At 71.7% G+C, this 24,993-nt stretch carries 23 protein-coding genes; 14 read left to right on the forward strand and 9 right to left on the reverse strand.

Annotation, left to right across the window (positions count from 1 at the left end):
• Positions 1-365: 365 nt before the first annotated feature.
• The 4 genes from WMF27_RS32405 (at position 366) to WMF27_RS32420 (ending at position 4,509) form a co-directional block, all read left to right on the forward strand.
• Positions 366-1,148, forward strand: coding sequence for a DUF5995 family protein (locus WMF27_RS32405; RefSeq protein WP_437765001.1), 783 nt, complete (start codon positions 366-368; stop codon positions 1,146-1,148).
• Positions 1,149-1,195: 47 nt separating this feature from the next.
• Entirely contained in the window at positions 1,196-2,242 is a 1,047-nt protein-coding gene (gene msrP / locus WMF27_RS32410) for a protein-methionine-sulfoxide reductase catalytic subunit MsrP (RefSeq protein ID WP_437765000.1), read from the forward strand.
• Positions 2,243-2,244: 2 nt separating this feature from the next.
• A complete protein-coding gene (locus tag WMF27_RS32415; RefSeq protein WP_437769981.1) occupies positions 2,245-2,904 on the forward strand; it encodes a protein-methionine-sulfoxide reductase heme-binding subunit MsrQ in 660 nt (219 codons plus the stop codon).
• A gap of 99 nt (positions 2,905-3,003) precedes the next feature.
• A complete protein-coding gene (locus WMF27_RS32420) occupies positions 3,004-4,509 on the forward strand; it encodes a hypothetical protein (RefSeq protein WP_437764999.1) in 1,506 nt (501 codons plus the stop codon).
• Between the two features lie 33 nt (positions 4,510-4,542).
• Here the strand turns inward: WMF27_RS32420 and WMF27_RS32425 are convergent, their stop codons facing one another.
• Together WMF27_RS32425 and gor are read right to left on the reverse strand one after the other, a co-directional pair.
• The gene (locus tag WMF27_RS32425; protein WP_437764998.1) at positions 4,543-5,133 is read right to left on the reverse strand and encodes a DUF420 domain-containing protein; all 591 of its coding nucleotides are present in this window, start codon (positions 5,131-5,133) and stop codon (positions 4,543-4,545) included.
• 148 nt (positions 5,134-5,281) lie between these two features.
• A complete protein-coding gene (gene gor, locus WMF27_RS32430) occupies positions 5,282-6,709 on the reverse strand; it encodes a glutathione-disulfide reductase (protein WP_437764997.1) in 1,428 nt (475 codons plus the stop codon).
• A gap of 116 nt (positions 6,710-6,825) precedes the next feature.
• On the opposite strand from gor, the gene WMF27_RS32435 reads away from it, so the two are divergent.
• From WMF27_RS32435 to WMF27_RS32470, 8 genes are all read left to right on the forward strand, one after another.
• A complete protein-coding gene (locus WMF27_RS32435) occupies positions 6,826-7,860 on the forward strand; it encodes a lysylphosphatidylglycerol synthase domain-containing protein (protein WP_437764996.1) in 1,035 nt (344 codons plus the stop codon).
• A 357-nt stretch (positions 7,861-8,217) separates the two neighbouring features.
• Entirely contained in the window at positions 8,218-9,018 is an 801-nt protein-coding gene (locus WMF27_RS32440) for an acyltransferase (RefSeq protein WP_437764995.1), read from the forward strand.
• A 15-nt stretch (positions 9,019-9,033) separates the two neighbouring features.
• On the forward strand, positions 9,034-9,264 hold the full coding sequence (locus WMF27_RS32445; RefSeq protein ID WP_437764994.1) for an acyl carrier protein: 231 nt from the start codon (positions 9,034-9,036) through the stop codon (positions 9,262-9,264).
• Entirely contained in the window at positions 9,261-10,436 is a 1,176-nt protein-coding gene (locus WMF27_RS32450) for a hypothetical protein (protein ID WP_437764993.1), read from the forward strand. Before WMF27_RS32445 ends, WMF27_RS32450 begins: the two co-directional genes overlap by 4 nt.
• Before the next feature lie 70 nt (positions 10,437-10,506).
• Positions 10,507-11,466, forward strand: coding sequence for a GNAT family N-acetyltransferase (locus tag WMF27_RS32455; protein ID WP_437764992.1), 960 nt, complete (start codon positions 10,507-10,509; stop codon positions 11,464-11,466).
• A gap of 118 nt (positions 11,467-11,584) precedes the next feature.
• Entirely contained in the window at positions 11,585-12,298 is a 714-nt protein-coding gene (locus WMF27_RS32460; protein WP_437769980.1) for a pirin family protein, read from the forward strand.
• Between the two features lie 323 nt (positions 12,299-12,621).
• Positions 12,622-13,101 carry a hemerythrin domain-containing protein gene (locus WMF27_RS32465; protein WP_437764991.1) on the forward strand — a complete coding sequence of 160 codons (480 nt, stop codon included), beginning with the start codon at positions 12,622-12,624 and terminating at the stop codon, positions 13,099-13,101.
• Positions 13,102-13,540: 439 nt separating this feature from the next.
• Positions 13,541-14,188 carry a hypothetical protein gene (locus WMF27_RS32470; protein ID WP_437764990.1) on the forward strand — a complete coding sequence of 216 codons (648 nt, stop codon included), beginning with the start codon at positions 13,541-13,543 and terminating at the stop codon, positions 14,186-14,188.
• 132 nt (positions 14,189-14,320) lie between these two features.
• Here the strand turns inward: WMF27_RS32470 and WMF27_RS32475 are convergent, their stop codons facing one another.
• A complete protein-coding gene (locus tag WMF27_RS32475; protein WP_437764989.1) occupies positions 14,321-14,896 on the reverse strand; it encodes a hypothetical protein in 576 nt (191 codons plus the stop codon).
• Between the two features lie 334 nt (positions 14,897-15,230).
• On the opposite strand from WMF27_RS32475, the gene WMF27_RS32480 reads away from it, so the two are divergent.
• On the forward strand, positions 15,231-16,817 hold the full coding sequence (locus WMF27_RS32480; RefSeq protein ID WP_437764988.1) for a S8 family peptidase: 1,587 nt from the start codon (positions 15,231-15,233) through the stop codon (positions 16,815-16,817).
• Between the two features lie 8 nt (positions 16,818-16,825).
• Here WMF27_RS32480 and WMF27_RS32485 read toward each other — a convergent pair whose 3' ends face one another.
• From WMF27_RS32485 to WMF27_RS32505, 5 genes are all read right to left on the reverse strand, one after another.
• Entirely contained in the window at positions 16,826-17,251 is a 426-nt protein-coding gene (locus WMF27_RS32485; RefSeq protein ID WP_437764987.1) for an STAS/SEC14 domain-containing protein, read from the reverse strand.
• A gap of 158 nt (positions 17,252-17,409) precedes the next feature.
• Positions 17,410-17,835, reverse strand: coding sequence for an STAS/SEC14 domain-containing protein (locus WMF27_RS32490; RefSeq protein ID WP_437764986.1), 426 nt, complete (start codon positions 17,833-17,835; stop codon positions 17,410-17,412).
• 84 nt (positions 17,836-17,919) lie between these two features.
• On the reverse strand, positions 17,920-19,635 hold the full coding sequence (locus WMF27_RS32495) for an MXAN_6640 family putative metalloprotease (protein WP_437943235.1): 1,716 nt from the start codon (positions 19,633-19,635) through the stop codon (positions 17,920-17,922).
• Positions 19,617-20,405 carry an HmuY family protein gene (locus WMF27_RS32500; RefSeq protein ID WP_437764984.1) on the reverse strand — a complete coding sequence of 263 codons (789 nt, stop codon included), beginning with the start codon at positions 20,403-20,405 and terminating at the stop codon, positions 19,617-19,619. The genes WMF27_RS32495 and WMF27_RS32500 overlap by 19 nt, the downstream gene beginning before the upstream one ends.
• Positions 20,406-20,444: 39 nt before the next feature.
• A complete protein-coding gene (locus WMF27_RS32505) occupies positions 20,445-22,190 on the reverse strand; it encodes a hypothetical protein (protein ID WP_437764983.1) in 1,746 nt (581 codons plus the stop codon).
• Positions 22,191-22,586: 396 nt separating this feature from the next.
• On the opposite strand from WMF27_RS32505, the gene WMF27_RS32510 reads away from it, so the two are divergent.
• On the forward strand, positions 22,587-24,107 hold the full coding sequence (locus WMF27_RS32510; RefSeq protein WP_437764982.1) for a serine/threonine-protein kinase: 1,521 nt from the start codon (positions 22,587-22,589) through the stop codon (positions 24,105-24,107).
• 117 nt (positions 24,108-24,224) lie between these two features.
• Here the strand turns inward: WMF27_RS32510 and WMF27_RS32515 are convergent, their stop codons facing one another.
• On the reverse strand, positions 24,225-24,986 hold the full coding sequence (locus WMF27_RS32515) for a Uma2 family endonuclease (protein ID WP_437764981.1): 762 nt from the start codon (positions 24,984-24,986) through the stop codon (positions 24,225-24,227).
• Positions 24,987-24,993 lie beyond the last annotated feature (7 nt).

Here is a 24,993-nt window from a genome sequence, read left to right on the forward strand (position 1 = left end):
TCGAACTTAGAGCGCCGCAGCGAGGGGGGGCATCCCGCGGCGAGCGCGTCAAGGATCGCATCGAGTATCGCTCTTCTGCGGAAGCCGGTTCGAGGGGAGGGCCGGCAGGAGGAGAAGCCAGAGGCAACGGCCGCGGCGACCTTTCTCCCGGCGGGTCAGGAGATCCGCTTTCCACATGGGAACGACGCGCACCGGGACCGCAAACCAGACCGACCGGGGCCGGGCAGATCGCCTGACGGCGCCCTGCTGCACTGTTCGTGCTGCGCGTCGCCGGCGCGCGCCGGGGTCTGCGAGGCTGGTCGGATGCGGGAGTTCGAACATCAGACAGGTCTCTTGGACGAGCGAAGAAGTAGGAGGGGAACTTCATGAGGTGCTGCATCGACGGCCTTAATCTGCATCCGACGAGCGTCCACGATGCTGGCGTTGCTCTCGACACCGTGACGGATCGGCTCCTCGCCGCGGGGGATCGGCGAGCGGCCTTCACCGACGTCTACGGTATCGTCACGCGCGCCGTCGCGGCCCAGGTCGGGCGACGCGACGGCATGTTCCTCGAGCCGGCGTGGATCTCGCGGCTCGCGGGCCGGTTCTGCGAGCGGTACCTCGAGACGCTCGGCTGGGACGATCGGGGCGCGGCGCAGGACTGCGGCGCCTGGCACATCGCGTACGCGAGCACGGCGTCGCGGTTCACGCCCCCCGTGCAGAACGCGCTGCTCGGCTTCAGCGCCCACATCAACTACGACCTGATCTTCGGGATCCACGCGACGATCGTCGAGTTCGGGCACGGCGCCGACCGGGCGATGCTCGCGCGGCTCAAGCACGATCACGATCAGATCAATACGCTGCTCCGCGCCTCGGTCATCGAGGCGCTCGCGCGCCTCACCGCGCGGCACGGCTGCCCCCTCAGCGCGTTCTTCCTGGAGACCGCGCCGGAGGTCGCGGTCTGGGTGTCCATGGAGATGCTCTCGCGGTGGCGCGAGCGGGTCTGGGACGACGTCCTGGCGCTCCTCGCCGCGCGCGGCGGGCGCGAGCGGGCGGCGCTCTCCCGCGGGATCGAGCGGCGCTCCACGCGCATCGCCCAGATGCTCGCGCTGCCCTCGCTCCACCAGGCGCCGCATACGGCGCTCCGCCTCCTGTCAAGGGCCGCGTGATCGCGGCCGACCGCAACCGGAGCCCCGCCCGATCGTAGAATGGGGGCATGAGCAAGCTGCCCAAGGAACCGCCCGCCGGCGAGATCACCCCTCCAGCGCTCTACCTGCGGCGGCGCGAGCTCCTCAAGAACGCGGCGCTCTTCGCCGGCACCGCGTCGGCCATCGGCGGCGGCCTCGTCTGGCTCACGGGCGGCGCGGCGCGCCTCACGGCGGCCGGCGCCCCCGGCGGCGAGGCCACGCCGCTCGGCAGCGCCGCCGCGCCGCTCGGCGGCGTGGCCGCGCCGCCGGCCGCCGGCGCGTCGTCCTCCGGGACGAGCTCGAGAGACCCGTTCGTTACCGACGAAGCGCGGACCTCCTACGAGGACATCGTTTCGTACAACAATTTCTACGAGCTCGGCCTGAGCAAGTCGGAGCCGGCCCAGAACGCCGGCCGGCTCAGGCTCCGCCCCTGGGCCATCGCGTGCGAGGGAGAGGTGAAGAAGCCCGAGGTCATCGACCTCGACACCCTCCTCCGATGGTTTCCCCTGGAGGAGCGCGTCTATCGAATGCGCTGCGTCGAAGCGTGGTCGATGGTGATCCCCTGGCTCGGGTTCCCGCTGGGCGCGCTGCTCAGGCGCCTCGAGCCGACCTCTCGCGCCCGGTACGTCCAGTTCACCACGCTGCTCGATCGAGAGCAGCTGCCCGGCCAGCGGAGCGACGTGCTCGAGTGGCCTTACGTCGAGGGGCTCCGGCTCGACGAGGCCATGCACCCTCTCACGATGCTGGCCGTGGGCCTCTACGGCAAATCGCTGCTCGGCCAGAACGGAGCGCCCATTCGCCTGGTGGTGCCGTGGAAGTACGGCTTCAAGGGGTGCAAATCGATCGTCGGCATCAAGCTCACCGAGCGGCAGCCGGCGACGACCTGGAGCCGCGCCGCGCCGGACGAGTATGGGTTCTATGCGAACGTGAACCCCGCGGTGGATCACCCGCGCTGGAGCCAGGCGACGGAGCGGAGGATCGGTGAGCTGCGTCGCCGTCCCACGCTGCCGTTCAACGGCTATGCGGAGGAGGTCGCCGGCCTCTACAGCGGGATGGACCTGCGGGAGAGCTTCTGATGATGCGCGCGCCAGCGAGGACGATGTCGCCGCCGCGCGCTGCCGCCGCCGGCGCGCCGGCTGGCCGGAAGCTCGGCTGGCTCCCGCCCGCGGTCGTCGCCGGCGGGCTGATCCCGCTGGCCGTGCTCGGCCTGCGCGCCGGGGCCGGGGCGCTCGGCCCGGACCCCGTCGCCGAGGCGCTGAACCAGCTCGGCCTGCTCGCGCTCGTGCTGCTCGTCGCCTCGCTGGCGGCGACGCCGCTCAAGCTCGTGTCGGGCTGGACCTTTCCGCTGCGCATCCGCAAGGCGCTCGGGCTGCTCGCGTTCTTCTATGCATGCGCCCACTTCCTGACGTATGCGCTCATCGATCAGGGCCTCGACGTGCGCGCGATCGTCGAGGACATCACGGAGCGCCCCTTCCTCCTCGCCGGCTTCGTCGCGCTCCTCGCGCTCGTCCCGCTCGCGGCGACGTCGACCGCGCGCATGCTGAAGCGCCTCGGCGCCGCGCGCTGGAAGCGCCTGCACCGCCTCGCCTACGCCGCCGCCGTCCTCGGGATCGTGCACTTCTTCCTCCGCGTGAAGAAGGACGCGACAGAGCCGATGATCTACGCGGCGCTGCTCGCGCTCCTGTTCGCCGTGCGCATCGCGAGCGCCCTCCTGCGCAGACGCGCGGAGCGGCGCTGAGCGCCGGCGTCGCGCCGTCGCCGCGCGGCGAACCTGCCGCGCGGCGCCGCGCGTTCGGATACCATGGGGCTCCGACGCGGAACGCGTGAGGACGGCATCATGAGGCTCTTCACCATCGGGGACAGCATCTCTCAGGGCTTCATGTCGCTCGGCGCGGCGCGCACCCAGCTCGCCTACTCCACGTGGATCGCGCATGCGCTCGGCGTCGACGTCGGCGACGCGCTGTCGAGCCCGGCGTACCGCGTGCCCGACTACCCGGCCCACGGGCTGCTGCTCGATCTGGAGGTGGTGCTCCGCCGCCTCCAGCTCGCCTTCGGCACCACGATCGACAGGCTCGAGTGGGCCGCCGTCCTCCTAGAGATCAACCGCGTGCTCGACGCCGCCGAGGAGTACTACGAGCGCGGCGAGGGGGCCGGTCGCTACCGCGGCGGGAGCGTGCCCTGGTTCCACAACGTCTCGGTGTACGGCTTCGACGTGGCCGATGCGTGGCTCGTGACCCCGCGGCTCTGCAGGGAGCGGATCGCGGCGGCGCCCGGCGCCAGGGACGGCTTTTTCCAGGGGCCCAACGCGGCGTTCTACCGGACCGCGCTCCGCGTCCTCAACCCGTCGCGGGACGAGCGCCTCGACGGATACAGCCAGCTCGACTGGCTCGGCCACCACGCGCGCGGCGAGGGCGTCGAGAACCTCCTCCTCTGGCTCGGCCCCAACAACGCGGTCGGCTCGGCGATCCTCCTCAGCGTCGCGGCGACCGAGGACAGGCCCGAGCGGCGGCCGGCCTCGCTCAGCTTCGACGAGCGGACCCGGGCGCAGTGGAACCTCTGGATGCCCGACGACTTCGTCGCCGAGTACGGCGAGCTGCTCGACCGGGTCGACACCCTGATGCGGCGCAACGAGAGCCCGGGCTGGCGGGTGTTCGTGGCCAACGTGCCTCACGTGACGATCGTGCCGATCGCCACGGGCGTCGGCGACCCGCTGCCCGGCCTCCCGCGCTACTTCCCCTATTACACCTATCCCCCGCTCGCCCGGGGCACCCGCCTGATCGAGGCGGGCGCGCCGCACCTCACCGCGGCGGACGCGCGGCGCATCGACGAGACGGTCGACGCCTGCAACGCGCAGCTCGTCCGGCTCATCGAGGAGAAGAACGCCCGCCACCGCGCGCCCCGGTATCACCTCGTCGACGTCTCCGGCGGCCTGGACCGGCTCGCGTACCGGCGCACCGGCGGCGAGCCGTCGTACGAGTTCCCCGCGTACTTCGCGGCCAGCGTCGCGCCGCCGATGGACACCCGCTTCTACCACGTCGATCGCGCCGGGCGCCGCAAGGCAGGCGGCATCGTCAGCCTCGACGGCGTTCACCCGAGCGTCATCGGCCAGGGCCTCCTCGCCCACGAGTTCCTCAAGGTCATGAAGGCGGCCGGCGTCCCTGGCGCCGACCCGGACCACCTGCCGTGGCCCAGGATCGTGGCGAGCGACACGCTCTATCAGGACCCGATCCCGCTGATGGAGGAGATCTACCAGTACGAGGAGCTCTCGTACGCCGTGCTCTCGGCCTACAGGTACGTCTTCGGAGGGTTCCAGGGGCGGCGCGGCAGCATCAAGGACTTCTAGAGCGGTTCCCCCCGCCCCTGGTACAAGCGTCGCTCACGGCACTGCGGGCGTGCTCCCACGCAGCATGAAATAGATGAGCACCCCCGTGACGGAGACGTAGAGCCAGAGGGGCAGCGTCACCCGCGCGACCTTGGCGTGCTTCGCAAAGTTCGCCTTGTAGGCGAAGTAGAACGACGTCAGCGCGAGCGGCACGATGCCCGCCGAGAGCACGATGTGCGAGATGAGGACGGCGAAGTAGACGGCGCGCAGCGGCCCGGTGCCCTGGAACTTCGTGTCGCCGTGGACGAAGTGGTAGGCGAGGTAGCCGACGAGGAACAGCGACGAGGCGGCGAACGCCGAGACCATCAGGTACTTGTGCACGACCATCGCGCGGCGCTTGATCGCGATCCAGCCCGCGACGAGGAGCGTGGCGGCCGTCGCGTTCAAGGCGGCGTTCAGCGGCGGCATGAAGCGGAGATCCGCGCCGCCCGCGCCCCGCCGGATGATGAGGATGTAGGCGAGGAACGCCAGCGCGGCCGCGGAGAGCACGGCATTGAAGGCGTAGAACGATCGGTCGCTGGTGCGGGCGAGCAGGCCGACCGGCTTCAAGTGGCTCGAGGCGTGGGACGACATCGCGCGGTCCATACCAGAGGAGCGCGCCGAGCGCGAACGCGGGCGAGCAAGCTCGGCTCAGCGAACGGAAGCGGACGGAAGCGGATGGAGACGACCATCAGCGCTCGCAGACGGACCGAAGCGGACGGGCGCGGACGGAGCCGCCCCGAGCGACCCCGGGCTACGCGGAGCTCGGCGCGATCCCCATCGGCGTGGGGCTGCGATCTGCGTTCCGCAGCGGCTCGCGCATGGTCACGAACTCCTCGGCCGCGGTCGGGTGGACGCCGATCGTCGCGTCGAACTGCGCCTTGGTCGCGCCGCACTTCAGCGCGACGGCGAACCCCTGGACGATCTCGCCGGCGTCGGGCCCGACCATGTGGACGCCGAGCACCCGGTCGGTCGCGCGGTCGACGACGAGCTTCATCATCGTCTTCTCCTCGCGCCCGGAGAGGGTGTGCTTGAGCGCGCGGAAGGTCGAGAGGTAGATGGCGACGTCGTGGCGCTCTCGCGCCTGCGCCTCGGTCAGGCCGACGGTGCCGACGCTCGGCTGGCTGAAGACGGCGGTCGGGATGCCGGCGTAGTCCACGCGCGCGCGCTCGCCGCGGAAGAGCGTCTTCACCAGCGCCATCGCCTCGGCGATGGCCACGGGCGTGAGCTGCACGCGCGAGATCACGTCGCCGAGCGCATAGATGGACGGGACCGACGTCTGGAACGCGTCGTCCACCACGACCGCGCCCTCCTCGTCGAGCTTCACCCCGACCTCCTCGAGGCCGAGCCCCCTTGTCTTCGGCAGGCGCCCCGTCGCGTACAGCACGCAGTCGGCCGCGAGCTCGGTGCCGTCGGCGAGCGTCGCGACGAGCGCGTCGCCCTGCCGCGCGATGCTCTCGACGCTCGCGCCCAGGCGGAGGTCGAGCCCCTTCTTCTGGATCTCGGCGGCCAGGAACGCCCGGATGTCGTCGTCGAAGCCGCGCAGGAGGTGCAGGCCGCGGTGGACCAGCGACACGTTGGCCCCGAGGCCGTGCAGGATGCCGGCGAGCTCGACCGCGATGTAGCCGCCCCCGACGATGACCACCCGCCGCGGCATCGCCTGGAAATGGAACAGGTCGTCGGAGGTGACGGCGAGCTCGCGCCCGGGGAGATCGGGGATCCAGGGATAGCTGCCGGTCGCGACGAGGATCCGCTCGGCGGTGATCCTGACGCCGTCGATCTCGACGGCGTGGGGATCGACGACCCGGGCGTGCCCCCGCCGGACGTCGGCGCCCGAGTTCTTCAGGAGCCGCTCGTAGACGCCGTTCAGGCGCTCGATCTCCTTGTCCTTGTTGCGGAGGAGCGTCGGCCAGTCGAACGACGGGCCGGCGTGCCCGTCCCCGCTCGCGCCGTGGCCGGGTATCGTCCAGCCGTAGCCGGCGGCGTCCTCGAAGTCCTCGGCGTAGTGCGAGGCGTAGACGAGGAGCTTCTTCGGGATGCACCCCAGGTTGACGCAGGTGCCGCCGAGGTGGCGCGACTCGGCGACGGCGACCCGGGCGCCGTAGGAAGCGGCCATGCGGGCTGCGCGCACGCCGCCGGAGCCGGCGCCGATGACGAACAGATCGTAATCGTACTTGGACATGGCGGACGACTATGCCCCATGTCGGGCGCGGTCGCCGCGCCGTGCGGTCGCTGCGCGCCGCTCCCTGCGGCTTCGGCTCGGCCACCGGGCGCGGGGATTCTGCTACCGTCCCGCCGTTGCGCTCCTCGACCCACACAGGAACCTTCGCCGACGCTCCGTCACCGAGCCCGCGCCCGCGCGACGGCGACCTGCAGGAGCGTCCCGCGCCGCGGCTCGCGGGGCGCGCGCGCCGCGCCCTGCCCTTCGCGCTCGCGGCCGCGCTCGTCGCGTTCGTCCTCGGCCGGCTCGACTTCGACGCCTTCGGCGCCGCCCTGTCGCGCGTCGACGCCCCGCTCTTCGTCGCCTTCGCCGCCCTCTTCGTCCTCGCGCTCCTCGGCGCCGACACGTTCGCGACCGTCCTCGTCTACCGCCGCCTGATCGCGCCCGTCGCCTTCCGCGATTTCCTCGTGCTCCGCGGCGCCTCCTATCTCCCGTCGCTGCTCAACCACCACGTCGGTCAAGCCTTCATCACGGTCTTCCTCGCGCGCGTGCACGCCGTGCCGCTCGCGCGCGTCGCCGGCGCGACGCTCGTCGTGTACGCGTCGTGGCTCGGCTGCCTGCTCCTCCTCGGCGCCGTCGCCGTGCCCGCGAACGGCGGGCCGCTCGCCGGCTCCGCCCTGCTCCTCGCCGCGGGCGCGCTCTACCTCGCGATCCTCGCGCTCCGCCCCGCCCGGCTCGCGCGCGCGAAGCTCCTCGCCCCGCTCTTCGAGGCGGGCGTGCGCGGCCACCTCGTCGCCCTCGCCGCGCGCATCCCGCATCTCCTCGTCCTGTTCGCCGGCACCTGGCTCCCCTTCTGGTTCTTCGACGTGCGCATTCCCCTTGGAGCCGCCCTCACGTACATCCCGATCCTGATGGTGGCGGTGACGCTCCCCATCACGCCGCAAGGCTTCGGCACGCGCGACGTGCTCGCCGCCGCGCTCTTCGAGGGCTTCGCGGCCGGCGCGACGCGCGACGCACGCCTGGCCGCCATCGCCGCCTCGACGACGACGTGGGCCGTGGCGCTCACCCTCGTCGAGGCCGCGCTGGGCCTGGCCCTGCTCCGGGGCGTTTTGCCCCATATAGAGGCAAAACGCCCCACCGACGCTCTTCCGTCCGGCCCTGACGCGACCTGACGCTGCTGCGGGAAGTTGCCCCGGAGCGGTAGAAAAACCGCCAAGTCGCCAAGGACGCCAAGTCCGCTCGCCGTCACGGTATTTGAAAATCTTGCAACCAGGCGATTCGCCAGCGTCGATTGGCGCATGGTTTGCCATGAAGCGTGAGAGCGGCGGAAGAGCGGCTCAACAGAGGCCCTGCAGAGACCCAAGAGAGGCCCTGCAGAGGCCGAAGAGAGATAGGTCGGCTCAAGAGCAGGTTCGGCGCGACGAGTTTCGGGTTATAGTCTCCGGCCCCTGGTGTTCGTTTCGTCCTTCTGGCCGCGTGCGACCCGCTGAACATCGCAGACTGGACCAGTCCGCGCCGAGCGACCCTTTATGAAGAATCTGGTTCGTTTCCTCGCCTCCTCCGATCACGACGTCGCCCGCGCCATGCGCCACGTGCGCCGGCAGGTCCGCAGCTTCACCCTGCCCGCGCCGCGGCCGCTCGTGGTCCCGATGCGCATGGCGTTCGAGGCCGCGCGCGAGGTGTACTATTTCGGTGCGCGTGTGCTCGTCTGCGAGCCGCATTTCAAGTCGCACTGCGCGCAGTACGGCAAGGGTGTCCGGACGGGGACCTTCATCCACTTCATCAACGGGCGGGGCGACATCATCCTCGGTGATAACGTGGTGCTCGACGGCAAGACCGACTTCATCTTCGCCGCCCGGTTCTGCGACCGCCCCACGCTGCGGATCGGCGACAACACAGGGATCGGGCACGGCTGCCGGATCGTCGTCGGCAAGTCGGTCACCATCGGCAAGCACTGCATGATCGCGGCGGGCGTCTTCATCCTCGACTCGAGCGGGCATCCGAGCGATCCGGAGGCCCGGAGGCGGGGCCTGCCTCCCTCGGACGCCGAGGTGCGGCCGGTCGTCATCGAGGACAACGTCTGGCTCGGGACCCGGTCCACGATCTTCCCTGGAGTCACGGTGGGCGAGGGCAGCGTGGTGTCGGCGGGATCCATCGTGATGGCCGATGTCCCTCCGTACACCGTCGTCGCTGGCAATCCGGCCCGGCGGGTGGCATCACTGCGGACCGAGCCGCCGCCGCCGCCCGCGGCGGACTGCGCCGATGCGAGCGCGAGGCGGCACGGCGCGGACGACGCTCCGCGTCGCTCGGGCTCAGACAGCGCATCTTAACCCTGGAGTTTTTTCATGGTGATCGAGGTGGAGAAGGTGATCGATGTCATCGTCACGGTCGGCCGCTTGCCCGCCGCGATCAAGGCTGATGACGACATCTACGACGCGGGGTTCTCCTCGGTTCGAGCGCTCCAGCTGCTCACCGAGCTGGAGGACCAGTTCAACGTCGCGCTCCCCGACGACCGGTTCAGCGTCGCCCGCACGCCGCGCGCGCTGAGCTCCCTCATCCAGGAGCTCGCGCCGTGAGGAGGGTCGTCACCGTCGAGCTCGCGGCGCCTGCGACCGAGATGGCGCAGGAGGAGATACCCAAGCAGATCGCCTTCCTCTCGAAGGAGATCGCGAACATCCGCTTCGTCCGCGAGGGCGCCGCGCTGGAGTTCGAGGCCCCCGAGGAGCGCGCGGCCGACCTCGCGAAGGCGGCGGAGGGCCTCGCGCGCACCATGCAGCGCAGCCTGCGCCAGCTCACGCGGAAGCTCGTGTACCGCAGCCCGGCGTGCGATCGGGTGGAGTTCCGGGGCGGCGCGCTCCCCGCCGGGATCACGCAGATGGGCCAGGGCCAGGTCGCCCTCGAGGGCATCCCGCTGCGGCTCTACCGCTACTTCGATCGCTCGCTGGAGGCGCTCGGCGCGCCGTTCTCGCCGAGCCCGATCCTCGTGCCGACGTTGATCCCGGCGGCGACGCTGGCGAAGTGCGACTACTTCCGCTCGTTCCCGCACATCGTCACGTTCACGTGCCATCTGCCGGAGGACCTGCCGCTCATCGAGGATTTCCGGGCGCGGCATCAGGACCGGGACACGCTCGACGAGCGCGCGCTGAGCGACATGGCGCAGCCGGAGGTGTGCCTCTCGCCGGCGGTCTGTTACCACGTGTACGCGGCGAATCGCGACCGGGTGCTGCCGGCTGGCGGCGCGCGCTACGCCCTCGCGGGCCGCTGCTTCCGCTACGAGTCGAGCAAGATGGTCGACCTGCGGCGGCTCTGGGAGTTCACGATGCGGGAGATCGTCTTCCTCGGGTCGCGGGAGAACGTCCTCGCGCTGCGCGAGCAGGGGAACGAGATCGTGGCGCGCTACCTCGACGAGCACCGGCTCGCCGGCGAGATCCGGACGGCGAGCGACCCGTTCTTCATCGCGCCGGACGCGGCCGCCAAGACGTACTTCCAGATCAGCAGCGAGACGAAATACGAGATCTCGTTGATGCTCCCGGAGGGCGAGCGCGTGGCGGCCGGCTCGCTGAACTACCATACCGACTTCTTCGGCCGCGCGTTCAGCTGCGATGTCGAGGGCGCGGGCCCGATGCACAGCGTGTGCATCGCGTTCGGCCTGGAGCGGTGGGTCTACGCGTTCCTGGCCCAGCACGGCGACGATCCGAGCGGCTGGCCCGAACTCGTGCGGCGCGCTCCCGAGATGGCGACCCTGTAGCGCAGCGCATCGCCGCTTCGCCGCTTGCTCGCACTTCCGTTTCCTGGGGGCTCTGAGAGGCTTCGTGTCCATGCAGCTCGAGCATGTCGATCCGGTCGCGGCGGCGGACGAGGCCAGCTTCGTCCTGCGCGAGGCGTGGCCTCCGCCGACCCTCCATTACACGGCCGGCTACCTGAGGTGGCAGTTCGGCTTCCCCGGCCCGGCGCCGCAGGCCGTGCTCGCGCGAAAGGGCGGCGAGCCGGCCGGCTTCATCGGCGTCGCGCCGCGCCGCTTCCGGTTCCGGGGCGTCGCGTCGGAGGGATATGTCCTCTCATTCGTGAGCGTGCGACCGAAGTTCCAGGGGCAAGGGCTGGCGAGCCGGCTGTACACAGAGCTCCTCGCCGGCCTCCGGGCGACCGGCCTGCCCATCGCGGTGTTCGTGGAGGCGCGGTCCGCGCCCGCGCAGCGCGTGCTCTTCAAGGCGGTGGCGGCGGTGGGTCTCGAGCTGAAGCAGCTCACCGCGTGCCGGAACCACGGCTTTCTCCCCCGGGCGAGCGCCGCGCCGCCGCGGGCCGTGGCCGCGCCGGCATCGGCCGTGCAGGACGTGCTCGCCGTGATGGCGGCGTGCAGCGGCGAGCGCGTGCTGTGGGCGGCGCCCGACGCGGCGCACCTCGAGCACGCCCTCCGCGATCCACGGCCGCGCCGGCTGTTGCTCGTCGAGGAGGCGGGCCGGGCCGTCGGCGCCGCGGTGGTGTTCCTGTCGGAGATCGCGACCGCCCGGGGGATCGACCGGGTGGCGACGCTCGGCGCGCTCTTCCTGCCGGAGCCGACCGCCGATCGGCTCGCGGCGGTGATGCGCGCGGCGTCGGAGGCTTTCGACGGAAAGACGACCGCACCGGCGGTGAGCGCGCCGAACCTGGCGATCGTCCCCCAGGACCAGCTCAGGCCGGCCGGCGTGCGCGCGACGGCCGCGACCTTCGACGCGTTCGTGATCCACCCGAAAGGCGGGCCCTGGCTGGACGCCGAGACGACCAACCTCGAGGTCGTCTGACGCGACCGTGTCCCAGGGGCATCCATCTACGTTGTAGATGGTTCCCATGAGAACAATGCCGATTCACAAGATGGATCGGCGGGCGCATGCTGAGGTCATGGCCAACAACACTTCTTCGATGGTGATCCGGCGCTCTGGCGAGCGGGGCTATGCCGACCACGGGTGGCTTCAGTCGTTCCACACGTTCTCGTTCGCCGACTACCAGGATCCGGAGCACATGGGCTTCCGCGCGCTGCGGGTCATCAACGACGACCGCGTCGCCCCGTCGCGGGGGTTCGGGATGCACCCGCACCAGAACATGGAGATCGTCACCTATGTCCTGGAGGGGGAGCTCGCGCACAAGGACAGCATGGGGAACGGGTCGATCATCCGCCCTGGCGAGGTCCAGCGCATGTCGGCGGGGACGGGCGTGTACCACAGCGAGCACAACACCTCGGAGGCGGGCCCGACCCACCTGCTGCAGATCTGGATCGTGCCGGATCGGCGCGGGATTGCGCCGAGCTACGAGCAGAAGGCGTTCTCGAGAGAAGAGCGCCAGGGCAAGCTGCGGCTCGTCGCCTCGCAGGACGGGCGCGAGGGCTCGGTCACGGTCCACCAGGACGTGAGCCTGTTCGCGGGGCTCTTCGGGCAAGGCGAAGAGGCGCGCTACGAGCTCCCGGCCGGCCGAAACGCCTGGGTCCACGTCGCGCGCGGGAGCGTCGAGCTGAACGGGACGCTGCTCGAGGCCGGCGACGCGGCGGCCATCGGAGCCCCCGGCGCGGGAGGAGCAGGCCAGTCGCTCCACCTCGTCGGGAAGGGCGCGGGCGAGGTGCTGCTGTTCGATCTGGCCTGAGGGGCGGCTCTCGCGCGCTCCGCTCGCCGGCGGCTCGATGAGACAGAAAGAGACAGCGGGAGATCGCGCCCATGATCCACGGCGTCAGGAGAGGCCTTCCACCTGCAAGGGAGCTCCCTGGGGCAAACAGGCACCTTGCGGGCGGCGGCTCGAACCACTGCAGGATCGTCATCCCGCTTCGCTCGACCCCCGCAGACGGGCCATGTCGCCGCCGCGCTGCGGCTCCGACGCCAGGGGGCAGCCGAATCCGCGAGTCTCGATCTGGCAGGCTCTGCGCGCCTCTCCCGCTTGCTCGTAGGCGGCATCCGCTCCATAGAGATCTCATGGACGCCATCGATCTCCTCGTACGCCACCACCGCGAGCTCGAGCAGCGCTTCTCCGAGCTGAAGGAGGCCTCTTCCGTCACCGCTGCGCAGTTCTCCGCTGCCGCCGACCTCCTCGCCACCCACATCACGATCGAAGAGCAGGACTTCTACCCGGCGGTCCGGGCTCGCCGCACCGAGGATATCCTCCTCGAGTCGCTGGAGGAGCACCTGTCCATCAAGCGCGTGCTGGCCGATCTCGTGGCCCTCGACGCCGCGGACGAGACGTTCGGGGCCAAGCTCCATGTGCTCGCCGAGCAGCTCGAGCACCACCACAAGGAGGAGGAAGAGCACCTGTTCCCCAAGGTCAGGAAGCTCCTTGACGACGGCGCGCGCGAAGCGCTCGGGCAGCAGATGCACGGGAGGATACGCGCGCTGCAGCAGGGGGAGCCCCGCAGGCTCGTCCTGGGCCAGACCGACGCCGCAGCGCCCCTCCCCTGAACCATGCGCCGCCTCTCCAGCCCCCCTCTCCCCGGTGGCCCCCGGTGCCGTGAGCGCCCGGACACGCAGCGCAGAGACGTCTGGACAACTGGGCGACTGCCAGAAACGATACCCTCACGCAACACGCGCGTGCTGAAGCCGGACGTAAAAAGCCTGAGCCGCACACACGCCCCAGCGCCACCCTACAAGTCAGCGAAGCCTGAGAAATTCGTCGGAGCGAATGCGATTTTTCTAGTAGGAGCGTCCCTACGGTCGTTATTCTAGCCTGCGGAGAGTCTCGTGGCAGGGGTCCGGAATGGCCGCGGGAAGAGAGCATGCTGCGGAGAAGCCGATGGACAGGGCCTGATGCCGCACGCCAGCTGCTCGGCGCAGCGGGCGCTGTCCGGCGCGCGAACGAGCGATGTCCAACGCTCACCGGGGGATCTTCGACGGAGGTAGGATGACGGCTCGACCTGTACTCTCGATTGACACATCCTTCGACCCGGACAGCGCGTGGTTCGCGGCCGGGCGCACGCAGCTCTACGGGCGTATGGGAGAGCAGTTCTCCATCGTACCGTTCGGACGCGCCAGCGCGGAGCGGAGGAGGCTACTCCGCCAGATCGCGCGCGCCGAGAGCACCGGCAATCCCTTCCGGGCGATCGTGGTGTCGTCCCACGGCAAGACGAGCTGCGTTGTGGACGACGAGTCGCCCGACGGCATCCTGCTCTCGCACGAGAGCCCTGCGCAGGAGATCGAGCTCTGGGCGCGCGGTCGCGTGCTCTATTTCTGCTGTGGCGAGACCGCGAACGGGCCGCTGTTCGACAGGCTCCTCGACGCGGGAGCGCGGGCGGTGGTCGGCTTCACGGGGAGGCTCGGCGCCACGACCGTCGACGGCAAGTTCTTCTGGCGGCTGCTCGATCACGAGCTGGTGACCTGCGCGCTGCACGACCAGCAGGTGCCGGGCTTCGAGAGGGCGAGGCAGCAGTTCCTGGAGCGCGTCACGCTGCGTCTGACGTCGCTCCCCGACGACGGAGCGGTGCGGGACGAGCTCTCGAAGATGAGGGACCTGCTCGTGTCGATGGTGATCCGGGGCCCGGGGAAGGGGTAGCAGCGAGCCGCCCAGGGTCGTCCTGCGCGGGAGGTCTTGCCGAGGCGTCCGGCCCCCGGGGAGGGGGTCGTCGCGCGGCGCGGAATCAGGGACGACGTTGCGGGAGCCCCGCTGGGACTCCGTCGAAGCGGGTCAGTTCAGGAAACACATCCCCGGCTTTTCCTCACATCTCCCGAGCACGCAGAAGCCCTCGCAATCGGCGTCACTCGAGCACGCCGTGCGGGCGCACGCGCCGGTCGTATCGCACACGTGGTTCTTCGGACAGTCCGCTTCGGCGGCGCACGACCTCGCCCGACACCGATGTTCCGGCGAGCATGCCAGCGTCGAAGGGCAGTCGGCGTCCGTCTCGCAGCCGCGGACGCAGGTGTTCCGCAGCTGCAGCTGGATAGCCAGGGGGCACGTGAAATGCGGCGCCTCGCAGATGATCGGCGGGCCTGCGCCGCCGCCTCCCGCTCCCCCGCCGCCGCCTCCCGCTCCCCCGCCGCCGCTTTCGCCGTCGATGCCGGCGCAGTCCTCGTCGGATCCGCAGTAGGCACCTCGTATTTCATAACAGACGGCATCGCTGACCCGGTTGCACGTGTTGTTGTTGCAATCCGCCCCGACCCGACACTCGAACTCGCCGAGCGGTGCGCCGCCGCTATCTCCAGCGGGCTCGACGCTGCCCCCGCCGCATCCGAGCGAAACGCCGAGCACGGTACCGAACATCAATCGATGAAGCCTCATTCGCATAAAGTTATGCCTATCAGGCGGCCGCTGTTCTGGAGAAGATTGCAGCACATTTGCGACGACCGGAGCGACCCCGTACGCGCTGAGGACCTGAAGCAGAGATAGAGTCTCTGGCGCTCGAAGCGAGAAACTGCCGAGGCGGCAAGGACGCCAAGAGACCCCGGAGACATCTCTCTTTTTGGCGTCTTCTGGCGTCTTGGCGGTCTGTATCCTCCTTGTCCGAGCACCGGTTGACGGTCTGCATCTTTCTCGCCCGTGCGCCGCTCCAGGGCAGCCCTGGTAGGACGCCGCGCGCTCCGGTAGATCCAGGAGAGCGATGCGACACAAGCCCTCGATCGTGCTCTCCTCGGCGGCGCTCCTCCTCGCGGCCGCCGGGACCGGCGACGCCCTCGCGAGCGCGCGTCCGGCAGCGAGCGCGCGGTCATTCATGGACGGCGGGCGCCGCGTCGACGTCGAGCGGCTCGGTCCGGCCGCGCTGGGCGCGTCCTCGACGCCGCGCGCGCTCGCGCCGGTGCGGCTCCGCTATCCAGGCGGCCGGACGGTCGAGGCGAGCGTCGGCGCGACCGCGATCGTGGAGGTCGAGCCCGGCGTGCTGGACGCGCTCGACGCGCTCGGCGCCGCTGGCGTGGAGGTGGTGAGGCCGCTGATGCCCTCGATCGGGCTGTGGCTCGTCAGGGACACCGGCGGCGGCGACGGCCTCGACCTCGCCCAGCGGCTCCAGGGCGCGGCGCGGCCGGCCTCCGTGCGCGAGGTGATCCCGGACCTCCACGTGCGCCTCGAGGCGCACGGCGCGCCGTTCGCGCCGGACGACCCGCGCCTGCCCGACCAGTGGTACTTCGACGACCTCCGGATGCAAGAGGCCTGGGGGCGAACGCAGGGAGACGCGGCCACGTCCATCGTCGTCATCGACACCGGGTGCGACCTCGATCACCCCGACCTCGCCGCGAAGATGGATCCAGGCCTGGACGTCATCGACGACGACGACGACCCCACCTACAAGCCGGGCGAGCAGAGCGTGAACCACGGGACGGCCTGCGCGGGCCTGATCGCCGCCGACACCAACAACGGCGTGGGCATCGCGGGCGGCTGCCCCGCCTGCAGGCTGCGGTGCGTGCGGCTGATCGACGACGAGCCGCGGCCGATCTCCGCCTCGGTCGACGCCTTCGAGTTCGCCCTGCAGGTGAACGCCGCCGTCGTGTCGAACAGCTGGGGGTACGCCGATCCGATGCCCGTCCCCAGGGTGGTCGAGGCCGCGATCAACCGCCTGTTCGACGCCGGGCGCAACGGGAAGGGGGCGCTCGTCCTGTTCGCCGCCGGCAACGACGACCGGGAGATCCTCGACGACGAGCTCCAGGCCGTGCGGGGCGTCCTCACCGTGGGCGCCGTCAACCACCTGGAAGACGCGACGCCGTTCACGAACCGCGGGAGATCCATCGATCTCGTCGCGCCCACGGGGACGCTGAGCACCGACATCGCCGGGAGCGAGGGGGACGACGCGAGCGACTACACCGACCGGTTCGGCGGCACGTCGTCGGCGTGCCCTGTCGCCGCCGGCGTCGCGGGGCTGCTGGTGAGCGCCGCGCCCGAGCGGACCGCGGGCGAGCTCTACGACGTCATGATCCGGACGGCGCGGCTGGCGCCCTACGCGGTCCCCGACGAGAGCGGGCACGATCCCATCTTCGGGCACGGGATCATCGACCCTGTCGCGGCGCTCAGGGAGGTGCTCGGGGACGAGCCGCCGCCGCTTTCGGGAGGCGGCGAGGGCGCCGGCGACCAGCGCGCCGGCTGCGCGTGCGCTCCGGCCGGCGCGGGCTCAGGCGAGCGGCGAGGCCTCGCGGCGGCGGCGCTCCTCGGCCTGGCCGCGGCGGCGCGCCGGCGCGGCGCGGCCCGCGCGCGCCGCTGAGGGGGACGTCACGCTCCGGGCCGCCGCCCGGCCCGGAGCGCATCCCGCCGGGCGAGCAGCCATGCGCGCGCCTCGCCCTCCGTCTCGAAGAACTCGACCGGATAGGATTGCCTCGTCAGGAGCTGCACGCTCTTCGCGGCGAGCGTGGAGACGACACGCACGGCGAAGCTCGCGCCGAACAGCGCGATCGCGTCGAAGCGCACGCCGCGGAGCTCGCCCGCCATCACCTTGCGCGCCGACGCCGAGATGGCCCCGGTGCGGCGCGCATCGGAGAGCACGAGGACCGCGCGGCCGCTCTCCGACAGGCGCCTGCACGCGGCGGCGATCGCGCGCGCCGTGTCGTCCGAGATATCGCCCTCGATGGCGGTGCACAGGATCCCCTCGGCGTCCTCGCGGAGGGCCGGGTCTGCGTCGTCGATGCGGGGGTCGCTCATGGCGTTGCACGGTAGCTCGTTGCGTGGCGGTACGACGTTCGCTCGATCACGGACGCCACCCGCGCGACGACCGGTGAAGCGGCCGATCGAGCGCGCGGGTCGCGGCTCGGGGCCGCGCATGCGCCGGGTCGCCCGCGCGCCTCGGAGGGCGGCGGGCGTCATGCGCCCTGCCGCTGCGTGGCCCGGCGCGCGTCTCGCTGGGAGCGCAGCCACGCGCGCGACTCGTCCTCCGTGTCGAAGAACGCCAGCGGATAGACCTCGCCCGTGAAGAATTGCACGCTCCTCGAGGCGAGCGTGGTCACGACGCGCAGGGAGAAGCTCGCCCCGAAGACCGCGACCCCGCTGAAGCGCACGCCGCGCAGCTCTTCCGCCAGCGCGCTGCGCGCCGCCGCCGTCAGGGCCCCGACGCGGCGGGCGTCGGCGAGCACCAGGACCTCGCGGCCGCTGTCCGCCACGCGCCTGAACACGGCGCAGAGAGAGCGCGCGATCTCGTCCGAGATATCGCCCTCGATGGCCAAACAAAGAATGCCCTCGGCGTCCTCGCGGAGGAGAGGGCATGCGTCGTCGGAACGGGGCTCGCTCATCTCCTGCAGGGTAGCGCATCCGGCTGACGGCGTGACGAGCGCTCGCGGGGTCGGCGCGGGAGCGCGCTCGCCGGGTGACGCGCCTCACCGAGCGCCGCTCGGCGCCGCGCCGCGCGCGTCGCCCGGCGCGTGGGCCCCCGCTAGGCGCCTGCGCCGGCGCGCGGCCAGCGCGAGCAGCGAGGCGCCCAGCGCGCAGCCGAAGGACGCGGCGGAGCTCGCGACCGCGGCGGCCGGCGCCACGACGCGGCAGCCGCACCCGCCGTCGTCGACGCCGCCCGCTGCGCCCTCGGCGGGCGCCTCGCCGCCGGCGCCGCCGCCGCCGGTGGTCTCCGCGGCGGCCCGGCACGCGGCGACCTCGTCCGGCGCGCCGATGCACAGCGTCGGCTTGCGAGATTCGCCTTCTTGCAGGCCGTTCACCACGATCACGGCGAGGTCATCGGCGCCCGCCATGTCGACAAGCGCCGCGCCGGAGGCGACGTCGTCGGCGCGCACCACCTCGCCGTACACGCGGCCGCGCCGCGCCGCGAGCAGCAGCGCGAGGCCGGAGAGCTGCGCCGGATCGTCCGCGGGCGCCGCGAGCGCGGCCGTCATGGTCGCGCGCCCGGCGGGGGAGACGCTGAAGTACTGCGCCGACGCGTGGAAGACGCGCAGCCCGTCCGCGTAGGGCGCGGCGACCTCCTCCGGGGCGAGCCCGCGGTAGCCGGACCCGGCGGCGTAGGAGCGCTCGGGATCCGCGGCCGATCCGGTGAGCAGGTTCCAGGCGGCGAACTCCACGAACGCCTCGGCGAACGTCGTCTGCGCCCGCGACGAGAGCAAGGGGTCGAGCTGCTCGAACCACACCGGATCCGCCTCGCCGTTCGCGCCGTCCTCGAGGCGCTCCCAGAGCGCGCGGACCGTGCCGTCTCCGAAGCGCTCCTCGAGGAACTGGAAGAAGAGCGCGCTCCCGTAGCTGAAGGGGTCCACGGGGCCGGTGAAGGGCACGTCGAGCGATCGATCCGCGTTCGCGAGGTAGCCGTCGACGAAGCCCTCGAAGTCCTTCAGCGAGGGGTCGAACGACTCGGTCGCCCAGACCGCGGTCCCCTCCGTGATCAGCGTGTCCTGGCCGTGGTCGTAGCCCGCCTGCACCGCGTGGAAGAGCTCGTGGCTCCCGAGGATCCGGTTCGCCGTCAGCGTCGACGGGTAGCCGTAGCCGCTGTAGTCGTTCTCCTGGGTCATGAAGCCGGCGCAGCGGTCCCCGGCGTCCTCGGCGCAGGCGTCGACCCGGAACGCGCCGTCGCCGACGCCGGCGAAGTCGACGAGGTAGACGTCGAAGCGGCCGTCGCCGCCGTTGTCGGGCAGGTCCTCGTCGCTCCTCGGCGGCCGGAAGCCGAGGACGTCTCGGTAGTGGGTGATGACCTCGTCGTAGACGGCGGCGACCTCCTCGACGAAGTCGGGGACGCCCGTCGCGTCGCCGTCCTCGGCGGGCACCGCGCAGCGCCCCTCGCGCGCGAAATGGACGAGGAAGCTCCCGGACGCCGACGCGAAGGTCTCGACGACGTCGTCCGGATCGAACCGGAACTGGAGGCTCGTGCCGCGCGCGTCGGGCCGATCGAGCGGCGCCGCGGCGGGCCCGTCGAGCGGCGCCGCGGCCGCGTCGTCCGCGCCGCAGCCGGCGAGCGCCGGCGCGAGGCAGACCGCGAGCGTCGGCGCGAGCACGGCCGCCGCGCGGCCCAGGCGGCGCCACGGGGCCGCGGCGCGGGCCGGGCCGCCGCGCCGCGCAGGCACCGCGCCGGCGGTCCGCGTCACGGCAGGAACGCCCACCGGATCTGGAAGTTGGCGGAGCCGGTGTCCTCCATCGGGACCATCCCGCTCTCCTGGCACTGCGCCTGCGTCTGCTCGTTGTAGAAGTGCGTGACGGTCAGCTTGAGGCTCCGGCCGTCGGCGAGCTGGAGCACGTAGACGAGGCCGGTCATCTTCACGCACCCGGGGTAGGTCCAGTAGCCGGAGAGCGCCGTCGCCGGGGAGTCCAGCCCGGAGCCGTCGGGGATGAGCTCGCAGCTCTCGGTGAAATACTCGTCGCTGCGGAGCCTCGGCTCGCCGGGCGCCTCGATGATCCCATCGTAGTCCGGGGTGCCCGGGAGGCGCGCCGCCGTGACGCAGGACGGCCCGGAGTGGCCGCTGTTGATGCGCACGATGTAGCGGCGGAAGGCGATGTCCCAGTCCATGGACTGGAGCGCTGCTTCATCGGAGATCTCGACCTTCTCGAGGCCGGCGTCCGTGAACCGGGCATAGACGTAGGCGTCGGGCTCGGAAGCGAAGGGGCCGCCCGCGGTGGCGTCGACGATGGAGCGGATGCCCGCGCCGTCCTGCTCGTTGACGATCTCCCCGGGCGCCACGGTGTCCTGGAGGTTCATCTGCTGGAAGACCTCGTCCTCGCAGGGCACCGGCGTGGGCTCCGAGCAGACGGGCCCGGCGGGGAGCCCGCCGCCCTCCGCGCCGCCAGGGCCGACGGGGTCCTCGGAGCCGCAGGCGCACACGGCGAGGAGGGCGAGGACGGCGGCGACGAGGGCAGACGCAGTCGAGGTGCGCATGGGCGACATCGTAACCCAAAGTCGGAGCCGGCGTGCCCGCTAGGGCCCGCCGCTGCGCTGGTAGAGCCACCAGTCTCCGACGTGGTCGACGGCGACGATGCTCGGGTCCTTCGCGAAGAGGTGATCCGCCCCCGCCCGCCGGCGGACGAGGAACCAGTCGAAGAAGGCGCCGTGGCGGCGCACGTCGAATATCGAAGGCGTCCACTCCCACCGGAGCGGCGTGGGCGGCGGGACGACGGCGCCCGGCTCCTCGCGGGGCCTGTAGGCGACGGGCGAGGCATCCCAGACAGCGAAGTGGAAGCTGAGCCAGCCGCCTCGCGTGGCCTGCACCCAGGCGGGGAGATGGATGAACGGCGTCGTCGTCCGGGTCGAGCCGCCGTGATCGAAGACGAGGTAGAGCAGCCTCGGCGCCTGCGGGATGCGGGCGATGATGGCGTCGAAGTCGCGCGTGCTCTGGTCGAATCGGCGGTAGTTGTCGCGGACCACGGCGCCGAGGAAGACCGCGGCGGCCGACAGCGCGAGCACGGCCGGCACCTTGAGCCAGGGTGATCGCGGCAGGTCCGGGAAGGCGCCGAGGGCCAGGAACAGCGCGGCGACGATCTCGCGCGGGTAGACGTACCACCAGAGGCCGATCTGCAGCGGCAGGCTCAGGAACAGGCCCAGGAACACGATCGCGCAGGCGACCGGGACGAGGGCGGCGAGGCGCGCGAAGGACCGCTGCTGCGCGTCCACCGCGGGCGAGGGCGCCGCGTCGGCGCCGGCGCCGGCGGGTGAGCGCGCGGCATCGGCGCTGGCGCCTTCGGGTGAGCGCGCCGCATCGGCGCCGGCGCCGGCGAGCCGTGCGGCGGCGCCGGCGGCGCAAACGAGCAGCGCGGCGAGCACGAAGCGCGCTGCCCGGCCAGCCGCCGCCGCCTCGGCGGGGTCGGTGAAGCTCGTGAAGAGGAGCGACGGGACCTCGCGGAGCCGCTCCCAGTGGAGCGCGGGCGCGATGGGCGCCGCGTGCAGCGTGTCGGTCCGGACCACGAGCCACGCCGCGAAGAGGGCCAGCGAGGGCGCGAGCGGGAGCGCGATGGGGCGGAGCCGCCGCGTCGCCGGGAAGACGACGATCGCCGTGCCGACGACGGCGGCGAGCGCGAACGGGAAGCGGAAGATGTGCGTGAAGAACAGCGCGACGAGCGCGAGCGCGAGCGCGATCTGCCGGCCGCGCGAGGGGCGATCGAGGAGCAGGAGCGTCAGGCCGACGACCATCGCGAAGAGGCCGAGCGCGCCCATGTGATTGAGGAAGCCCCAGTGGGTGAGGTTGCACCAGACGAGGAGCAGGCCGAGGACGCCGAGGAGCGGGCTCCGCTTCAGGCCGTGGAAGAGGACGGCGAGGCCCGCGGGCAGGAGCGCGAGCATCGCCGCCGCCGCGACCTTCACCGCGGCCACGGGAGGGAGGACGAGCATCAGCAGGGCGCCGAGCGCGTACATGGACATGTACGGGACGGCGAGCGGCTGGAGCGTGAACTGCTCGCGGAAGTGCCACGCCGGGTCGAGGTAGTGCCTGAACGCCGCCGTCTCGGCCGCGTGGAACGGGAGGTCGGTCATCGGCGGGTAGCGGACGACCGCGAGCGGGACGGCGATCACGTAGACGGACGCGGCGACGACGACGAGGGCGAGCGCCACGCCGAGCGGCGCGCGGTCGACACGCGCCGCGGCGCGCAGTCGACACGCGCCGCGGCGGAGCAGGCCGGAGAGCGCGCGGCGCGCGAGAGCCGGCGCCGTCGTGGAAGACCGGGTGTCCAAGGTGCGGCGAGCCTACCACCGGGGATCGCCACGGACCGCGCGGGCCTCCGGAGCGGCGGCTCGTTTTCGTCGTCGAGCACGGCGACGAACGCGGAGGCAAGCGACGATCGCCGGCCGCCCCCGCATGTCGCGCCGTCCTCCCGGTAAACCTGTGGAGCCTTCCTCGAATGGCACAGCCCTGACGAGCTGGGCCGCCCTGGTACAGAGTCCGCGCGCCGCACGCGGCGTCTTGCCCCCCGTCTCCACCTGGGAGAGTAATCGAGGAGCCTCCAGCGCGCCGCGAGACAGGGGACGACGATGGGCATGGGGACCGCACCGACCGTGAAGGCTCTCGACGGCGCACCGGCGTCAGCGGCCCACAGGGCGGTGCTGGACAGGAACGCCATACGCCGCGCCATGCGTCCGGAGCGCGCCGCGCACGGCGAGAGCCAGCGCCGCGCGGTCCAGCGCGCGGCGTACATCGGCCTGTGGGTATGGCCTGGCTTCTTCCTCCTGGATCTGTACATGGCGACGTGGGTTTATCCCAGCGCGCCCCTCTGGCATTTCGCCGCGCTCCGGCTCGCGGAGCAGGCCGCCATCGTCGCCGTCTACCGGATGTCGCTCAGGAGAGACGTCTCGCTCCGGCGCATCGCCGGCGCCGGGGACCTGCTCTTTCTGGGAGCCGCCCTGTTCATCTCGGCGATGGCGCTCGACCTGGGCGGGATCCGCAGCATTTACATGGATGGGCTCTCGGTCCTCATGCTGGTCCGCTGCGTCATCGTGCCGGCCCCCTGGTGGTCGGCGCTGCGGTCTCTGGCGCTCCTCGCGCTCACGTACCCGCTGGTGATGAGCATCGCCGCCGTGTTCTCCGTGTCGATCCGCGCGTCGCTGCTCGACGTGCCGGAGCTGGCGGGCGTCGCCGGACATTACGTCTTCGTGCTCGCCTCGGCCCTCGTGGGAGCGCTCTCGAGCCACCTCGTCTGGTCAGCGCAGCAGCAGGTCTACCAGGCCCGCAAGCTCGGCCGGTACCGGCTGGAGGCGCGGATTGGCCAGGGAGGCATGGGCGAGGTCTGGCTCGCGTGGGACGAGACGCTGGGCCGCAAGGTGGCGCTCAAGCTGCTCCGCACGCAAGAAGCGCCGGAGCCCGCCGATCTGAGGCGGTTCCAGCGAGAGGCTCACGCCGCCAGCGTGCTGAGCAATCCTCACACCATTCGCATCTTCGACTTCGGCGCGAGCGACGATGGGATCTATTACATCGCCATGGAGTATCTCCCGGGCGCGGATCTCGGCGCATTGCTCGCCGCGTACGGCCCGATGCCGGCGCAGCGCGCGGTGCGCTTCATCGCGCAGGCGTGCGAGTCGCTCATCGAGGCGCACGACGCAGGGGTCATCCATCGGGACATCAAGCCGCAGAACCTGTTCGTGACGCACGTCGGCGACGATCACGACTTCGTCAAGCTGCTCGACTTCGGGATCGCGCGGGTCGTCCCGAGGGGGGAGCCCGTCTCCGGCACCAGCACGGGCGTGATCCGCGGGACCCCCGAGTACATGGCGCCCGAGCTGTTCTGCGGTGAGCAGGCGGACGCGCGCAGCGACATCTACGGGCTCGGCGTGACGTTCTACACGCTGCTCACAGGCGGTCCGCCGTTCGAGGGCAGCTCGCTGGCGCAGGTGATCGCGGCGCAGCTCTCGCAGCGGCCGACGCTGCCGTCAGCCCGTCGCAAGGAGCCGCTCCCTGCGCAGCTCGAGGCCGTCGTCCTCCGCTGCCTCGAGAAGGATCCGACGGCGCGCTTCCAGTCGATGCAGGAGCTCGCCAGCGCCGTGCGGGAGCTCGCCGACGACGCCGGGTGGAGCGCGCGGGACGCGGAGCGGTTCTGGCGCGATCACGTGACGCAGCTGGCGAGGATGGAGGCGCCGACCCAGGAAGTTTCGGCCTGAGAGGGGCCAGGCGGAGCGGAGCAGACGCCCCTCACGCGGGGCGGGACCCGCCGGGAGGGAGGGGTACCCGAGGAGGCGGGAGCTACGGTCTCGGAACCGACCCGGGGGCCTCGGAGCTCACGGCGCCCCGGGTCCCTTGCCCCTCGCCCCGGCGGCGCTCGCGATCTGGGCCTCGAGCGCCGCCACGCGCTCCAGCGCAGCCTCCTTCGCCGCGCGCTCCGCCTCCTTCGCCGCGCGCTCCGCCTCCGCGGCGGTCGGGAAGAGCTCCTCGCCCTCGGGCCCCGTAGCCAGCCGGAGGCGCGCCTCCTCGCCCGCGCCGATCCCCCGCAGCCAGCAGCCGAGCACGCGCGCGTGGATCCGGTCGACGTTCGTCGTCTCCACCCGGACGAAGCCGCGCGTCTTCAGCCTCCGGTAGCGCTGCCACCGCACCCGATCCCGGCCCCGCTCCCAGTCGGGATCGAAGATCACGAGCTCCTTCACCCCGAGCTCCCGGTAGCGCTCGGGCGCGTCCACGTAGTCCTTGTACGGCTCGTCGGACGAGACGACCTCGAGCGCGAAGCTCGGGGCGATGCCCGTCTCCCACACCTTCCAGCTCCGCACGCGCCGGCCCGGCGGCACGCCAGGGAGCACGTACACGTCCGGGGCCACGACCTTGGAAGGATCGAACTGCCGATAATAGATGAACTGGTCCGCCCCCACGAACCTCGGCCGACCGAGCGCCTCGTACCAGCGCTCGATGAGTGGACGGAGGAGCTCCACGATCCACGTCTGAAGGGAGTCCTCCCCCATCTTCTTCTCCACGGGATAGAACGTCGGATCACGCTCCTTGCCGTCACGGTGCGCCCGCCGATGAACCTGCCTGTGCGCCTCGGTCGACATGCCCCCA

The sequence above is a fragment of the Sorangium sp. So ce281 genome, assembly GCF_051527395.1.
GTDB lineage: Bacteria > Myxococcota_A > Polyangia > Polyangiales > Polyangiaceae > Sorangium > Sorangium cellulosum_B.

Excerpts from the sequence above, each read along its gene's own strand:
- WMF27_RS32405 (WP_437765001.1), top strand. The coding sequence starts at position 366 with ATGAGGTGCTGCATCGACGGCCTTAATCTGCATCCGACGAGCGTCCAC.
- msrP (WP_437765000.1), top strand. The coding sequence starts at position 1,196 with ATGAGCAAGCTGCCCAAGGAACCGCCCGCCGGCGAGATCACCCCTCCA.
- WMF27_RS32415 (WP_437769981.1), top strand. The coding sequence starts at position 2,245 with ATGCGCGCGCCAGCGAGGACGATGTCGCCGCCGCGCGCTGCCGCCGCC.
- WMF27_RS32420 (WP_437764999.1), top strand. The coding sequence starts at position 3,004 with ATGAGGCTCTTCACCATCGGGGACAGCATCTCTCAGGGCTTCATGTCG.
- WMF27_RS32425 (WP_437764998.1), bottom strand. The coding sequence starts at position 5,133 with ATGGACCGCGCGATGTCGTCCCACGCCTCGAGCCACTTGAAGCCGGTC.
- gor (WP_437764997.1), bottom strand. The coding sequence starts at position 6,709 with ATGTCCAAGTACGATTACGATCTGTTCGTCATCGGCGCCGGCTCCGGC.
- WMF27_RS32440 (WP_437764995.1), top strand. The coding sequence starts at position 8,218 with ATGAAGAATCTGGTTCGTTTCCTCGCCTCCTCCGATCACGACGTCGCC.
- WMF27_RS32445 (WP_437764994.1), top strand. The coding sequence starts at position 9,034 with ATGGTGATCGAGGTGGAGAAGGTGATCGATGTCATCGTCACGGTCGGC.
- WMF27_RS32455 (WP_437764992.1), top strand. The coding sequence starts at position 10,507 with ATGCAGCTCGAGCATGTCGATCCGGTCGCGGCGGCGGACGAGGCCAGC.
- WMF27_RS32460 (WP_437769980.1), top strand. The coding sequence starts at position 11,585 with ATGGTGATCCGGCGCTCTGGCGAGCGGGGCTATGCCGACCACGGGTGG.
- WMF27_RS32465 (WP_437764991.1), top strand. The coding sequence starts at position 12,622 with ATGGACGCCATCGATCTCCTCGTACGCCACCACCGCGAGCTCGAGCAG.
- WMF27_RS32470 (WP_437764990.1), top strand. The coding sequence starts at position 13,541 with ATGACGGCTCGACCTGTACTCTCGATTGACACATCCTTCGACCCGGAC.
- WMF27_RS32480 (WP_437764988.1), top strand. The coding sequence starts at position 15,231 with ATGCGACACAAGCCCTCGATCGTGCTCTCCTCGGCGGCGCTCCTCCTC.
- WMF27_RS32485 (WP_437764987.1), bottom strand. The coding sequence starts at position 17,251 with ATGAGCGACCCCCGCATCGACGACGCAGACCCGGCCCTCCGCGAGGAC.
- WMF27_RS32490 (WP_437764986.1), bottom strand. The coding sequence starts at position 17,835 with ATGAGCGAGCCCCGTTCCGACGACGCATGCCCTCTCCTCCGCGAGGAC.
- WMF27_RS32500 (WP_437764984.1), bottom strand. The coding sequence starts at position 20,405 with ATGCGCACCTCGACTGCGTCTGCCCTCGTCGCCGCCGTCCTCGCCCTC.
- WMF27_RS32510 (WP_437764982.1), top strand. The coding sequence starts at position 22,587 with ATGCGTCCGGAGCGCGCCGCGCACGGCGAGAGCCAGCGCCGCGCGGTC.
- WMF27_RS32515 (WP_437764981.1), bottom strand. The coding sequence starts at position 24,986 with ATGTCGACCGAGGCGCACAGGCAGGTTCATCGGCGGGCGCACCGTGAC.